Origin of the sequence: Candidatus Cardinium sp. cBcalN2 (genome assembly GCF_022810445.1) — a bacterium.
Taxonomy (GTDB): domain Bacteria; phylum Bacteroidota; class Bacteroidia; order Cytophagales; family Amoebophilaceae; genus Cardinium.
In genome coordinates this window covers 1-16,362 of sequence record NZ_JAACGD010000008.1, presented here as the reverse complement: position 1 = coordinate 16,362, position 16,362 = coordinate 1, and the positions used below count along the sequence as shown (strand labels likewise).

The following is a 16,362-nucleotide window of genomic DNA, read 5'->3' as shown; positions in this document are numbered from 1 at the left end:
ACTAAACTTAACTGACAAGTATATACATTAATTTTTTAATGCCGGTCAGATTAAATATCAACTACTACAATTGATTATACCATCATTAAATAGCAATACCATGAAAAAAAAATATACCTATAGTAGCTTGAGCCTATTCACCTGGCTATTCATTTTTTATACTTTCTCTTCCTGTGTTCATACAAAACAATTATTAGGTTCAGGTCCAATACGTCCACAAAGTAGTTACTGGATACCACAATCGAATGCACTATACACAGCGTCAAAATTTTTGATGTTTTTTTTGTTTGTTGATGCTCAATCTTACCCTTGCCTTTACCCTTACACTTGCCCTTACTCTTATAATTTTCTTGGTTTAAGATGTCCGGAGATGCCTCCTCTTACATCTGATTGGAAAAAAATAAAGCACGCAAGGTTTAATCACCCTACGTTTGATTCTATTAGGGCTAGTGCTGATACTAAAAGAGCTATATAAGGTATGTTGCTGATTGCATAGGATGCTATAAAATCGGTTATAAAAATTGCATTGGTGAGGTAAGCGTGTGTATGAGATATGAAAGGTCTTGGTAGATAAAAGATTGCACCTAGCCTTAATTAATCTTATAATTGCATTATTATTGTATTACCTCACTTGTTTTGAAAAAGATAAAACAGCCTTTTTATGCCATGCAAAGATGGTATCTAAAGCTATTTAGGAATGTATTATGTGCTGTAGTCATACTATTAGTAACCATCTTGGGCCTATTACACCTGCCTCCGGTGCAGCAAAGATTGCTTAGTAGTTTATGTACGTATTTGCATCAAACCACTCATTACCAAATTAAATGTGATGCCCTGCGTTTAACCTGGTTACGCCAGGTTAAATTGGCGGGTGTAGAGGTTAGAGATCCTCAGGGTAATCCTTTATTTTCTATTCATCTATGTAAGGGTAAGCTTAATTTATTAGATCTATGCTTGTTAGGATCTAATATTATTCATTCTCTTTCAGTGGTGGGTGGAGTTGTTCACCTTGAAAAGCATGTTGAGCAAGGGTTAAATATTTCCACCTTTTATACCAAGGTCATTTTACCTTTTATACCAGCAACCAATACAGATTTATCTATAGATACCATTCAATTAAATGGCATTAATCTATACTACCATAATCCAATAAAACAACAAACGATTAGCGTAAAAAATATAGCCTTAGGTATAAGCCATTTTCGCTCTTTTGCAGATCATCATTCAGGCTACTTAACTACACTCTCTTACCAAGAGATAGATGGTATACCTCTCTCGTTAAAAAACTTGATGACCCAATTTACTATTGGATATCATTCTATTATGCTAAAAAATTGTCATTTGGTTACAAAATATAGTAACCTACAGGGCGATTTTACACTCAAGCATAACAAACAATTTTCCATTTTCGCTGACCAAGAAAATATTGAATTGGACGCAGTATTGCATACAACAGTGCTATCTTCGATTGAGTTAAGTACGTTTTCAGACTTTTTTAAGGGTCCCCATATCTTATATAAATTAGATGGGGTCTTTTCCTTAAGTCCACAGGCTATGAAATGGCAAAATTGTCAGCTAGTTTTTGGTGCATTAAATAGCTGTATTCAGAGTACAGGTTCCTATGATGGCGTCCATGCAGATTTTTTAGTAAAAACGGCTAAGGTTTATATGGACGATCTCCCTAAAAAACCATCAGTATATTTTAATAAATTAGGATTGAGATATGTTGATATAACTAATGCTGCCTTTGTGGGAAATACCCAAAAAGCTAGATTAACGGGACAGATTACAACCAATAGACTGCCTGCCAGCGTTATTGGTGATGAATTATTCTTAGGAGAAGCGGAGTTGAACAGCCCAGCACACGCAAATGCATTGCGTCTATTTCAGGAGCATCGAAAAGCTTCGACAGCAAAATGGCCATTAGCAATTGAGCTGCTAAAGAGATCTAATCTAGGTGCTATACAAATAGACCTAAACTTGCATCATCTAGGTAAACCGCATCAAGATGTAACGGGTTACCTCACCTTGCATAGGGTAGCCATAGATGCCATCCTACCCATACTGCCTATTCGATCCCTTTCTGGGAGAGTTGATTTAAAAGTGCAAGGAAATCACCTGAATAAGCTAGAAGTAGTGGCCCATTTAACAGACATCAAGACGAGTGGCTATAGCTATAAAGCAGTAGAAGCTTCTTGCATAATGGCCAATGCTAGGGCGACCTTTCAGCTACATAGCAAAGATCCCAGTGCAAAGTTAGCCTTAGCAGGCAGTTATCATATGGCCGGTGAACAAAGTTTAAAGGCCCATGGCACTATAGAACAAGCCCATCTAGAAAAGCTTGGTATTGTAGCAAATCCTTTGCTAGTTGGTACACATTTTTCATTAAAAATCAAAAATATTTTAAATAAATCTCCACGAGGAGCAGTTATCTTAAATAGATGTACCTTACAGGGTTTAGAAAAAAAAGTGGTCTGCAAACAACTTGCCATCAACCTCCAAGAGCAGGGGGGGCAAGAGCTGTTGACCCTTACTTCTCCACTTATAGATTGTAGCGTACAAGGTTTATTTACCATTAGCGACTTGTTCGAGCATATAAAGTACTTGATTAAACGATTTAAAAATCCAGTAGAACAGATTGCTATACCTGCGCCTTTTCATTTAGATTATGCCATCAACTGCAAAAAAGTATGGCCAATCTTAAACTGGTTTTCTAATGACAGCTATATAGCTTCTGCTACAACTTTTTCAGGTCATTTTGCTTACGATACAGATTATCATTTTTCGTTAGACCTACCTATGGCATCAAGTCTCTGTTTTAAGAAGTGTAACATGGAAAATGTTACCATCAAATTGAATATGAGCCATCTGATGAATGGTAAAAAGCGATTGGTTGAGTTGGCTATTTCCTCCGATAAGCAAGATTGGCACCAGCTATTTCAAACAGATCGTTTATCCTTGCAATTTTTTATGGATAAGCATAATTTTACCTTTTCAAAGAAATTATCCAACCATGATAACCACTTATCTATAGCCTGTTCAGGGCTTCTGATGGATCAGGCAGTATACATTGATCTACTGCCTTCTAGGCTAACCACCAAAGGGAAAATATGGGCCATAGCAATGGAGCGTACCAGTTGTATTTCTAAAGCAGCTATAGCCATTGGGAATGTATCTATAACGAGTGGTCAGGAGTCTATTTGTATTGGTGGTACACTGACTCAATCGGCAACAAAAGATCCTTTACACTGCACTATAGACCATCTTGTATTAGATTATGCTTCACCAGCAGGCCCGTGTAAAGGTATAATAGATACTAGTTTAGTGGCCCATCTTCGAAAAGGTCAGATCATAGCAACTGGCTTGCTATCGTTAAAAGATGCTACCATTAAAGACTATACTGTAGGTACTTTTAGCACCAAGGTAGATTGCAATCTATTAGAAAATAAGTTGGTGTTAGAAGGTAGTCTCCAAAAGGCAGAGCAGCAACTTTTAAAGCTCAATGGTTCCTATCATTTTATGCAACCTGCTGATAGCTTGGCCATCACTACTATATTTAACCAAATGGACCTAGATCTACTCAATCTTTTCTTTGCCTCTGTTTGTTCTGATATAACTGGAAAATTAAGTGGACAGTTTCAGCTAACCGGTAGTTTGAATGCACCCAAGGTAAATGGTAAGGGAATAATAGATAAAGGAAAACTGACAATTAACTACTTAAACACCTCCTACCAAGCAAATGGAAAAATTAAACTCCAAGACAATTACTTATATGTTAAACAACTGCATCTTCGGGATGGTAGATCGGGACATGCTCATTTATCTGGCTATATTGCCATGCAAAATAGTTTTCCTGTAATGCTTTCAGGGCGCATGGCAACATTTCATCTACTACATACCACCCGCATGGATAACGCTGACTTTTATGGCGACCTATATGCCAGTGGCGCTTTGCAAATGGAGGGTTCTATCTATGATCTATTACTTAAAATGCAGATTACAGCTGATAAAGGACTTTGTACGATTGTAGCACACGATAAAGAAAACTTAGATAACACAACCAAACTAGTGCAGTTTGTCTACAACAAGGAGCGCAAAGAGCAGCCATATAGGGTAGCTAAAGATGAAAACGACTCAGCTATTAAATTGGTGCTTGACCTAGTTATACTACCTACTATAAAGACTCAAGTAGTATTTGGTTCGTCTCATAACGATATGAATGATATCTTGCAAGGGCAGGGGACTGGAACCATTCAGTTAGAAGTAGGTACCAATCGCAAGCCTTACGTAATGGGCAATTATCTCTTTCAAAGTGGTACTTACACGGTTTCTGTTTATAGTTTAATTCAAAAAACATTTACCATTGCTGCCAATAGTCAGGTGAATTTTAATGGTTATCCCCAAGAAGGAATTGCGCATATTGAAGCATGCTACAGACAAACGGCTTCTATAGCAGAACTCTATCCTCAAACTAATGATAAGCGCCCTATTCCAGTGGAAATTTGCCTTTCTGCCTATGGCAGATTAGCCCATCCACATATTGCTTATCAACTTTTTTTTCCAGTAAAAAGCATGGATTTTGAACTCAATAGTGCCTTAGAAGCATGTGCCTCAAAAGCATTACTAGATAAAAATTATCTAAATAAGCAGATTTTAAGTCTTTTAATAGCTAAAAGGATCTATAATGAGCAAGCAATAGATAGGGGAGATGCATTAAGAAATAGTATCAATGACTTACTTTCTCAAAGAATACAAAACTTAGTATCTAAAATCAAAGATAACCTAGAGATAGAAACTGATTTAGGCATTAATCAATCTAAAGATGAAGAAGAAAACATGTTCCAAAAAACAAAAATTAAAATAAGCTATCTGTTGCTATCAGAACGGCTTAAACTTTCCAGTACATTGGGCAGGTACTCTCGTTTTATCAATGATTGGGAAATTGCCTATCGTGTGACCAAAGCTTATAACATGCATGCCAAGCTTTATCAACAACCTTTGCAAAGCAAAGATGCTAACCTGGCGCTTTTTGGTATTAGCTTTGCGTATACTAAGAAATTTTGGTAGACAAGCATAGATACGCTATAAGGCTGAATAGATATAGTTAATTATATTTTTATTTGGTAATCAATTTAATATAATCTAGTAACTGCTCTATGCCTAGTCTATTGTGTGCAGAAACCATAAATATAGGGGGCATAGTTGCCCAGTCTTGTTGCAAGCTATGCATTAGAGCTGTATGATGTTTTTGAGCTACTGTTTTATGTTTTTTATCTGCTTTTGTAAGGATAATCGAAAAAGGAATATGCTGTTCACCCATCCAACGCATGCAAGCAAGGTCAATGGCTTGAGGCGCAATTTTGGCATCAATTAACAAAAAAACGGTAACCATATTGGGTCTATGTAACAGATAATCTCGTAACATTTTTTCCCACTTTAGTTTGGTAGCATGAGCCACTTGTGCCCATCCATATCCTGGAAGATCTACAAAATAAACCTGGTTATTAACTAAAAAGTGATGAATAAGTTGCGTTTTTCCAGGCATTTTAGAAACCCTTGCTAATTGTTTCCGTTGTAAAAGTGCATTGATTAAAGAAGATTTGCCTACATTTGAACGACCTATAAACGCAACCTCTGGCTTAGTCTCTTGAGGGCATGTTTTATAAGATGGATTACTGGATACAAGAGAAACAGAATGAATTTTCATATGCAATCAAAAAGTGTAATGGCTAAATTTAAATATTCTCAATGACTTTATCTCTAGTCCCTTACATTTTTTATGAGCGCGCGCTTACTTTTCTTTTCCAAGCTATTTTTTTAATTTGCCAGGAATAGTAAAAAAAAATTAGCTAGTCTGTATTGTTCTTTTTTGTTTTATTTCATCTTTTTTCTATGTCTAATTCATTATCACCTTCCTCTATTGGTACCCATACATGGGCTAGTAGCCATTTACAAGTAGCTACTGAATTAGTACATGCTGGTGTAAGTCCGGAACCACATACAGGTGCTATCCTTACACCTATTTTTCAATCATCTGTGTTTGTACAAGACTCAATTGAAACTTATTTAGCAAAAGGGCATTCTTATTCTGGGTCCAGAAACCCTACTGTTTCAGTACTTGAGGCTAAGATTGCTACTTTGGAAAAAGCACAAGCCGCTTATTGTTTCAGTTCAGGGATGGCTGCTATTGTTACTACCATGGCCACTTTCTTACGTCATGGGGACCATTGTATACTCTCAAATGGTTGTTACAGCACTACACAAGAGGTAGCACGTGAGCTTTTTGGTCAGCTTGGCGTGACTTTTTCTTTTGTAGACTTTAGTAATCTGTCTGAGGTAGCAGGGGCTATACAGTCCAATACTAAATTAATTTTTTCCGAATATCCGACTAATCCTACCCTTTCTTTAACCGATTTGGTTGCAGTGAGTGGCTTGGCCCACCAAGTAGGTGCCAGACATGTTTGTGATAGTACGCTAGCCTCTCCTATGGTCATTTGTCCGTTAACACTTGGTGCCGATATAGTCATTCAATCTACAACTAAATACTATGACGGACATAATATAACCATTGGTGGTGCAGTAGCTTGTGCCTCTGCAGAAGATGGCCCTCAAATTTTTTCTTATAGAAATAGGCATGGGAGTATTATGAGTCCTATGGTCGCTTTTTTTACCTTACAATCGATTAAAACCATGCATTTGCGCATACGAGAACAGTCCCAAAATGCAGCACAGATTGCTACATTTTTAGAGGGACATGCTCAGGTAGAAGAGGTGGGGTATCCGGGCTTGGCTTCTTTTTCACAAAAATCATTAGCAGATAAACAACATAAAAATGGACTGCATGGTGGTATGCTATATTTTATCTTAAAAGGAGGAGCTGATGCAAGTAAAAAATTTATGAAGGAATTGCGTCGTCCATGGAGTTTTGGTGCCAATTTAGGTGGTGTAGAGAGTTTGATCTCTTATCCTACTGTAATGTCTAATGGAGCAATGGATGCAAGCCAACTCAAGTCGATTGGTATTACGGGTGGTTTTGTGCGTGTATCTTGTGGCATTGAAGATGTGCAAGATTTGATTTATGCACTTGAAGCTACCCTTAGTACTTGCTAAAAGCGCATTATCGTATGTGTCGTTTAGGCCACTAGTAGCGGTGTCTGTTCACGCAATGGCGTCCACTTCAGGATGGCCACCATTGGTAGATGTAAGCTGTAAAACATTATTTACTCATGTTGTAAACAGACCATGAGATTAGCTGAAAAAATGTATCCGTTCAGCCCTATGGTAGGGCTACGTATAAAAACGCCCCTTGTAAAATAATTCCGATCAGCAAGCAGCCCTTACAGCTGAAATAGAAAAACAGCTTATTCCTTCAATCTCATTTCTCCAGATCGTTGCAAATCCCTCTCTTTAATGGTTTGACGTTTATCATATAGTTTTTTACCTCGTGCTAGGGCAATGGCCAGCTTAGCAAACCCACGTTGATTTATAAACAATTCTACCGGAATAATGGTTAGCCCTTTTGCTTGGTTTTTGAGTAACTGCTGTAGTTCTTTTTTCTGCAACAATAACTGACGCTCACGTTTTTCTTCATGATTGTAGATGTTGCCATGACTATAAGGACCAACATGCATCCCTTTTATCCAAAGTGATCCTCGATTAAAATAACAATAGGCATCCTGAAGCGATGCTTTATTCATTCGAATGGATTTTATTTCTGTTCCTTGCAAGATAAGGCCAGCCGTATACCTGTCTAAAAAGGTATAGGCAAAATGGGCTTGTCTATTTTTAATGCAAACCTTTGTGGGAAATGCGCTTTTCTTACCTGACATAGATAGACTTTAAATAAAAAGATGGTTGCTACAAATTTCTGCAATCTAAAACATAAAATCTATAGTGCTATCATAGATAAACAGATTTTAGCATCATGCGCATCATATTCTATAAAATAATAGTATATTGCATTGGTATTTGCAAAAAAATAAAATGGTTTATATTATGACACAAAAACCTTGGATTCAGCATTATCCTGCTTCTATTCCGGATACCATTGATACCGCTAGGTATCGCTCATTAGTCCATTTCATGGAAGAAGTTTTTGAGCAATACCAAGACTTACCCATGTGCGAAAACATGGGTAAGGTACTCACTTTCCATAGAGTGGATAAACTATCTAGAGCTTTCGCAGCTTATATTCAGCAATATACTAATTTATCAGTAGGATCACATGTAGCGATTCAATTACCCAACTTATTGCAATATCCAATTGCTGTGTTGGGTATGCTACGCGCTGGCATGGTAATAGTCAACATCAATCCACAGTATACTCCTGCTGAAATGGTCTATCAACTTAAGGATGCAGGTGTCCATGCCATCGTTGTATTAGAAAACTTTGCCCATAAATTAGTTGAAATTTTACCAGATACATCTATTCAAACTGTTATTGTTACTAAAGTAGGTGACATGCTTGGTTCTATAAAAGGAAAGCTACTTAACTTTGCTATTAAACATATTAAAAAACTGGTTCCTAGGTATAACCTACCACAAGCCATCTCTTTTAAGGAGGTTTTAGAAAAAGGGAAACAGGCCATTTTTCGTCCTATTCCTTTACAACCTTCTGATACTGCTTTTTTGCAATATACGGGTGGGACGACAGGTCTGTCAAAAGGAGCTATTCTATCGCATGGCAACCTTACCGCCAATTTTCAACAAGTAGAACTGGTCATGCGCCTTCTATTAAAGGAAAAAGAAGAACGGACCATGATTCCGTTGCCTCTTTATCATATTTTTGGATTAGTTAGCTTCTTTGCAATGGCCAAGCTAGGTGCCATTTCTTCATTGATTACGAATCCTAGAGATATTCCACGCTTTATCAAAGAATTACGAAAAACGAAACCTACTTGTTTAATAGGCATCAACACTTTATTTGAAAAGCTATTGGTCAATAAAGCATTCAAAAAATTAAAGCTTACTTCTTTAAAGCTTACCATAGCAGGTGGTATGAAAACACAAGAAAAAGTTAAAAAACACTGGGAGCAATTAACGGGTAGTAAACTTGTGGAAGCCTATGGCTTAACCGAATGTTCGCCTGGTGTTTCTACTGATATGATCAATGGGCTCTATCATATGCCACTACCTGGCACATCTGTTATCATAGCAGATGAAACAGCTAAAGAGGTACCCTATGGAACAGCTGGTGAACTACTCATTAAAGGGCCTCAACTGACCCAGGGATATTGGCAAAAACCAGTAGAAACAGCAGGAGCCTTTGTGAATGGGTGGTTTAAAACAGGCGATATAGCTATTATGGATAAAAATGGATTTATATCTATTATCGATCGTAAAAAAGATATGATTAATATTTCTGGTTTTAACGTATACCCCAATGAAATAGAGCAAACCCTAATAGGGCATCCAAAAGTGTTAGAAGTAGGCGCTATTGGTATAACAGATGTCACACTCAAGGAAGCCATCAAGGTTTTTATTGTAAAAAAAGATGCAACGCTTACTGCTGAAGAGATTATAGCTTATTGTAAGGCAAAAATGACCCGTTATAAAATTCCTAAGTATATAGAATTTTGCAATAGCTTACCCAAATCACCCATAGGTAAAGTACTAAGGAGGTTATTAAAGGGGTAGATAAAGGGGCCTATATGCTATATTATTTATTCAAGTACCTGCATGCCACATTTCAGTGGCCTGGGACAGGGCTCTTTAAGTACATTTCTTTTCGGGCTGCTATGGCCACCCTGAGCTCCTTTACCATCATTTTTCTACTAGGGCAAGCTTTTATAAGCTACTTAAGTAGCAAACAAGTAATCGAGTCCAATAGACCACTAGGGTTCAACGAATCAGAAAAAAAACTTAGTACACCTACTATGGGAGGTATACTTATTATACTGGCCACAGTGCTACCCACATTGCTCTTTTCCAAGTTACATAACATATACATCATCCTCTTATTAATTACTACAATTTGGATGGGGCTGGTTGGCTTTTTGGATGATTATATCAAGGTGTTTAAAAAACAAAAACGTGGACTAAATGGATGGATTAAACTATTGGGCCAAATGGTTTTAGGTTTTATTGTAAGTATGACCCTTTATCTAAATAAGCATGTAGTCATACGTGAGTTATCGATACCTGCTCATGCCATAACTACTGAGCCTGTGGATACCGTTTGCCCACCATATAAAGATACAAAATCTACCAAAACAACCATTCCTTTTTTTAAAGGCAATGAACTAGATTACGCACAAATAACGGGCCTCTTACTGGGTAACGCAGCTTATACATGGATGGTTTATATGGCTATTGTAGCTTTTATTATTGCTGCTGTTTCCAATGGCTCTAATTTAACAGATGGTCTTGATGGATTAACAGCCAGTACATCTGTAATTGTTGGTACTACATTGGCTATTCTTGCTTATTTATCGGGCCACATCATATTTGCCAAGTATTTAAATATTATGTACATCCCAAATTTGGGAGAACTGACTATATTTTGCTGTGCATTTGTGGGATCATGTATGGGGTTTCTTTGGTATAATGCCTATCCGGCACAAATCTTTATGGGAGATACTGGAAGCTTAGCTATTGGGGCGGTTATTGCGGTAGTGGCTATTTGTATTCGCAAAGAGTTACTAATTCCGTTACTATGTGGTATATTCTTAATAGAAAATCTCTCTGTTATCTTGCAAACCACTTATTTTAAATTTACCAAAAAGCGTTATGGTATAGGTAAAAGAATCTTTAAAATGGCACCACTTCACCACCATTATCAGAAATTAGGATGGCATGAATCAAAGATTGTAACACGCTTTTTAATTATTAGTATTTTATTGGCTATCGCTACCTTAGTGACTTTAAAGGTGAGATGAGAAGTCTGCTTTCAGGGCATTAAAAAGTTACGGAAAGTGACTATGTTACAAGCGGCGTTTTTGCCTCCTAAAGAGGCTCAAGTATGGCAGGCTTGTATAATTCATGAAGAACTATTAGATTAATATTAAGCGGAAAAATAACCTAAATCCACCTAAAAAGCCAAAATTAGAGGACCTTACCAACCAAATTTTTGTTTAACTTTGCGTAGTATCATAATAGCCTTGGAAGAAAATAAGGATTAAAAGCTAATTACAAATAATTCAAGCATAACAACTTACCCAATAGTAAAAATTAATTTAATAATAATTATGGAATGCACCAATCCGTTTAAACGTAATACAACATCTTTTTTATTAAAAGCTATTTGTAGTTTTATTTTTTGCTTGTTTACTAACTATGATGAGGGCATAGCAAAAGAGATATTGAGTAGCGATTCAATTATAACCTTACAAAAGATAACAAAATTTTGCAAGCAAAGCTTATCTAAAATAAGTAAAGAAAATAACCTATTTGCCTATTTTGATCATCAAAAAACATATCACTTGCAACAACCAGAAGTAGAGGCTTCTGCTAAACGATCTACTCAGCAAAATCAAGCCAACGATTCAACTAGTCGAGCTATACTGAACCAAACGTTACTTCAGCCAATAGAACCAGCTGATGATGATCAAAAAAGTGTAACTATTTTAGATGAATATGAAAAAATAAAAAATTTTTATGCCTATGATCCCATAGGTCAAACATGGGTAAGAATCAAATCTTTTAAAGTTATAACCGAGTCTTTGGGAAATAAACCAATAGATCTAAAGCGCTATGGTAAACCTTATATGAACTTTTGGGCATATGATGTCTCAAATCAAACCTGGCACAAGGTTAGCCTTATATCCTATTTGCAACAAACCAACACCCAGATAAATAACCATTCGCCTGCTACTGCTATACAAGAATCAGCTCCAACAGATCGTAGCAACCAGTTTAGTGATCTAGCTACAGATGAGTTATTGGAAGAACTGCTGGGTGTTCACACATTAGCCAAGCAACCCAATCTTGACCAAAAAGAAAGTCCATGGGCTAACTTATCACTTGATTTCACGATAGGCCCTGGAGCTGTGTTTTACACCAACTATTTGGAAGAGATGCATTTACTCCAAAGAGAAAACAATGAATACTTTTTCAAAACTAACACAGATGAAATATATCAGCCCAATTGGTTTTATGATACGCTTTCACGTTATAAGCTAGCAGATTTTAATCTATCTGATCCGCGTATAACACAAGGTAGTGCTGAAAATGCAACATTTAAAGGTAAAGGATGGGCTATTCCCATTACATTAGGCATACAATATACCCTGTGGAAGCGACTGCTTGTGGGGATTGGTAGAGAAATAGTCTTTAATGCTACCAATCAATTGGTTCATAACGATGAAACCATAGATCATAAAGAATATATACCGAATAAAAAATGGTCTACGCAAGGAAGATGGTTTGCTAAACTCGGCTGGTACCCATTTAATAATGAAAACTATAGATTTTTTACAGACATTCGTATATTTCGTGTGCATCATTTGGACACTGTTTTACCTAACCTAGTAGGCTTTGGAGATTATATCCATCAAGCACTAGCCTATAATTTCGGGTTAGGGTATGAGCAGCAGCTTACTAACTATCTTGCATGTACCACACGCCTTGCCATGGAGTTGCAAAAATTTAAACAGTTTTCTAATGATACACCTCATAATTATAACATTCATTATAAGCAACCCGCTATTTATCTGCAGCTAGGGCTAGCCATACGATTTGCTAAGTATAAGTCATCTAATGATTTAACAAATCAAGATTATCAAAATAACAACCGTAAACCAAATGACTTAAGCAAGGTAGAAGGGTTACAAGATTTGCTAGATCTAGATTAGACCGCTTGCAAAACTTATTGCTAATGGCACTTTTGGTCTTGAAACTTGTTTATGCTCCTTCAATACATTTAATATGCTGCGGTGCGCTACTGGGCTTGTCCTAAATAAGGCTCATTACAAATAGGGTTTTCAAACAACTCTATTCATTTTTCCGTATCTCTTCAGGCAATGGCGGCAATGTAAGGCTGACTACCATTGGTAAATGTAAGCTGTAAGGCATTTTTATCTTACTTTTTTTGATAAAAAGTAAGCAAAAAATCAAGCCCTGTGCAAAAATTGGCTCCAAACACAGCTTACAGCTGGAAAAACAGGAGTCACCCCTTGAACCCCCTCCCTGCAACTGTTTTTGTTTATTGTAAGCTATGCTTTCTGATCACCAATTTTTACAAGGGGCGTTTTTTTAATGCAATGCTGCCACAGTAGTGAATGGATATCAAATAACGCCAAAATATTTTTGCCTAAAAACCACTCCACTGAATAGATGCATTTTTCCTTACAAATATTTGCTTTGCAGTATTATATTTATTATAATGGCTCTAGCTATTTGGCATTTCAGTTTATTTACAATTGTTTTTGTTTAGAAACAGCCAATCCCTCAGTTAGATAAGTAGTTCCTTTTTAGCCTCTTTTTTCAAAGGTAAAAGAGCTTAAGAAGCCTATGCTGTAGTTTTATATTGTATAATTTTAACCTATTTATGGCTATGAAAATTAAAATCGCTTTACTTGGTTTACTCTTTGGTAATAGCATCATACATCCTGTATGTGCTGATGAATATGATGATGAGGTAGATCACCTAGCAATCATTAAGGAAAAAAATGATAAGCACAAAGCCAAAGATGAAGATCAATCAGACCATTGCCTAAAATTGGGTGCTTCTGTTACCATAAACCCTACCATTACATGGCAAGACGATCAATGGTCAACTAAAAATAGTCCTGGAGCCGGTTTAACATTTAAAGCAGAGGTGCCAACAGCTTGCTGTAGCAAGACTACAACCCTTCATATAACTGCTGGTTGGGGGGGAGGTAAAGAACTTGGCATTAAGCATGCGGCTGTCACCATTGGTAAGATGGTAACCATTGGCCAAACTGCTACTATTTTCGGTTATGAAAAAGCAGATCCTTGGCTCCTGATCTCTCCAAGCGCAAGTGTTTTACAAATAAAGTATGAACATACATTTGATTGGTTCCGATTCGGCTGTGCTATTGAAAAGCCTGTTGCACTAGAAGTGGGTTTGTTTGATAAAACGAAAAAAAGATATGATAAAAAAAAAGATAAAGATAAACCACTATTTAATGAATTAGATGATTCAAAAAATAAGGAGCGGGCCTTCAAAATAAGAAATAGTTTGCCAGCCATTGGTGTAAACTTAGGCATTGTTACCGACCATGTTAATATAGCTTTGAGTGGATTAGGACGTTACACAGACTATACACATAGTACTGATCCTGATGCAACAAAATTGCCCATTAAATGCTGTACTACCTACGGTGGCCATCTAGGCATTCAATACCAAGTGGTTCCTAAAAAATTTACAGTTACAGGCCAAGGTGCTTATGTTTTGGGTCTAGGTGATTACTTAACAGGGCTCTCAGCGATTCAGCAAGATGATGAACGTAAAGAAATGTCTGCGGCCTACTATATAGATAGGAACAAGTCAGATTTGTCTTCTATTGATGCATTTGGTGTTGGAGGTACGCTAGAATACGCTGTCACACCTGAATGGACATTTTCTATTAGAGGATCTTACCTTAAAACATTAGAAGATTCAGAAAAGTCAGAAAAGCCAGTTATAGCTTTTCTCTCCCAGTGGAATGTAGTACCCAATATTACTTACCAAGCCAACAAATACTTGACGCTTTCTGGTGGATATAGTTTAGTACAAGAATCTAGAGTAGATGATAAAGAAAATAAAAAGCCTCAACACAAATTAGCTGGAAGCATAAAGTTTAGTTTAAAATAAATTTATCTACTGTTTTTTATTGGATTAAACTGAATCTAAGTTAATCTCAAGGCATGCCTTTATATAAGGCATGCTTTTTATACAAAAATTTTTTTATTTTTTTATTGTTCCTATATTAAGTCTCAGCAAATAATCTCTCAAAAAAATTAAAAAACTATAAATAAGTAAATAGTAAACTATAACCCTAAACACAACACATTAAATGGATAAAAACAGATTTAAAGCAGCTATTATCTTGAGTATAGGCTTAGTGGTAAGTAGCATTATTTTTAGTTTATCTTTTTATCATAGCCGTACAAGCAATCTACGATCTGTCAGCATAAAAGGGCTAGCAGAAAGAGAAGTGGATGCGACTATAGGTATATGGACTATTAAATTTGAGGCAGTGGATAATGACTTAGGGCGCGTTAATGCACAAATTAAAAAACAAACACAGTTATTGATTGCTTTTTTAAAAAAGCAAGGATTTGCAGGTAAGGAAATTATATATGGCGCTCCTGAATTACATGATCGTGGAAAATATGATTCCCAAAGCCTTAGATATTCAGTCAATATGCAGGTCGTCGTAGATTCACCAAATATAAATTTAATCTATCAGACGGTACAGAAATCTCAGGAAATCATGAAAATGGGCGTCCGTCTAACCTACCCTAAATGGGATGGGCCAGCTAAGTTTATCTTTACAAACTTAAATACCATTAAGCCATCTATGATTCAAGAGGCCACTATAAATGGGAAAAAAGCTGCTGAGCAGCTTGCTAGTGATTCAGGTGTATGCCTAGGCATGTTGCGTAGAGCAACGCAAGGTGCTTTTGCTATTGAAGATACCCATATACCTACTAAAAAACGGGTTCGTGTAGTGAATCAGATGGAATACGCTATTCAATAAACTGCTTTTTGAAACGCTACTTCTGTTGCTAATTAGCGCGTTGATTATGAATGTTTTTGATATAATACTCATGGTACCACTTATTTGGGGTGGGTATAATGGATTTAAAAAAGGTTTTATTGTAGAATTAATTTCCTCTTCGCTATTGGTATTGGGTTGCATAAAAGGGGTAACTTTATTTTATACTTTGCTACCTATTATAGAAGACAAGGTACCTCCTCTAGCTACTTTTCTACCTATTTGTTTAGCTATCCTGATGCTATTTATAGGTGTACTGATCATTTATCTATTAACCAAGTTAATTAAGGGTATGTTAATGATTACCCTATTGGGTATGTTTGATAACCTATTAGGGGGGCTATTTGGGTTATGTAAAGTAGCATTTTTTATCAGTTTGTTAATTTATTGCTGTGGTTGTTTAGACTTTGCTGCCTTGCCGAAATATTGCATAGATAATAGTCTATTGTTCCCACTATTGGAACCTATTGTTCCAAAAATTTTACAATCCTTCACATCTATAGATCATTTTTATCCATTGAAGCACTGGGGGCAACTCAAAAGAAAATGTCAGTAGAAGGCGTTTTTGTATATCCTGCGATAGACTGTATGCGTTCAAGGCTATGGGATGAGCTAGTCAAAACGCCTCTTGTAAAATAGTTGCGATCAGCAAGCATGGCTTACAGATGATAAAGAAAAACAGGTAGCCGTTCAGCGCAGT

General features: G+C 36.5%; 10 protein-coding genes. 8 read left to right on the top strand and 2 right to left on the bottom strand.

Features of this window, described 5'->3' with window-relative positions:
• Positions 1-636: 636 nt before the first annotated feature.
• Positions 637-5,067 carry a translocation/assembly module TamB domain-containing protein gene (locus MUW74_RS00285; protein WP_243553002.1) on the top strand — a complete coding sequence of 1,477 codons (4,431 nt, stop codon included), beginning with the start codon at positions 637-639 and terminating at the stop codon, positions 5,065-5,067.
• 49 nt (positions 5,068-5,116) lie between these two features.
• Here the strand turns inward: MUW74_RS00285 and yihA are convergent, their stop codons facing one another.
• Positions 5,117-5,707 (bottom strand): ribosome biogenesis GTP-binding protein YihA/YsxC, encoded by a 591-nt coding sequence (gene yihA, locus MUW74_RS00280; protein WP_243517188.1) that lies wholly within the window; start codon positions 5,705-5,707, stop codon positions 5,117-5,119.
• Between the two features lie 185 nt (positions 5,708-5,892).
• Here yihA and MUW74_RS00275 point away from each other — a divergent pair, with 185 nt between their 5' ends.
• Entirely contained in the window at positions 5,893-7,110 is a 1,218-nt protein-coding gene (locus tag MUW74_RS00275) for a PLP-dependent aspartate aminotransferase family protein (protein WP_243517174.1), read from the top strand.
• A 251-nt stretch (positions 7,111-7,361) separates the two neighbouring features.
• Here the strand turns inward: MUW74_RS00275 and smpB are convergent, their stop codons facing one another.
• Positions 7,362-7,829, bottom strand: a complete 468-nt coding sequence (gene smpB, locus MUW74_RS00270; protein WP_243517169.1) for an SsrA-binding protein SmpB — start codon at positions 7,827-7,829, stop codon at positions 7,362-7,364.
• A gap of 166 nt (positions 7,830-7,995) precedes the next feature.
• Here smpB and MUW74_RS00265 point away from each other — a divergent pair, with 166 nt between their 5' ends.
• From MUW74_RS00265 to MUW74_RS00240, 6 genes are all read left to right on the top strand, one after another.
• Positions 7,996-9,636, top strand: coding sequence for an AMP-binding protein (locus MUW74_RS00265; RefSeq protein ID WP_243517167.1), 1,641 nt, complete (start codon positions 7,996-7,998; stop codon positions 9,634-9,636).
• A 14-nt stretch (positions 9,637-9,650) separates the two neighbouring features.
• Entirely contained in the window at positions 9,651-10,877 is a 1,227-nt protein-coding gene (gene mraY, locus MUW74_RS00260; RefSeq protein ID WP_243517165.1) for a phospho-N-acetylmuramoyl-pentapeptide-transferase, read from the top strand.
• A gap of 309 nt (positions 10,878-11,186) precedes the next feature.
• Positions 11,187-12,791, top strand: coding sequence for a hypothetical protein (locus MUW74_RS00255; RefSeq protein WP_243517158.1), 1,605 nt, complete (start codon positions 11,187-11,189; stop codon positions 12,789-12,791).
• 701 nt (positions 12,792-13,492) lie between these two features.
• The gene (locus tag MUW74_RS00250) at positions 13,493-14,755 is read left to right on the top strand and encodes a hypothetical protein (protein ID WP_243517157.1); all 1,263 of its coding nucleotides are present in this window, start codon (positions 13,493-13,495) and stop codon (positions 14,753-14,755) included.
• A gap of 202 nt (positions 14,756-14,957) precedes the next feature.
• Complete coding sequence (locus MUW74_RS00245) at positions 14,958-15,644, top strand: SIMPL domain-containing protein (RefSeq protein ID WP_243517156.1); 687 nt, start codon at positions 14,958-14,960, stop codon at positions 15,642-15,644.
• Positions 15,645-15,690: 46 nt separating this feature from the next.
• A complete protein-coding gene (locus MUW74_RS00240; RefSeq protein ID WP_243517155.1) occupies positions 15,691-16,218 on the top strand; it encodes a CvpA family protein in 528 nt (175 codons plus the stop codon).
• Positions 16,219-16,362: the final 144 nt, after the last annotated feature.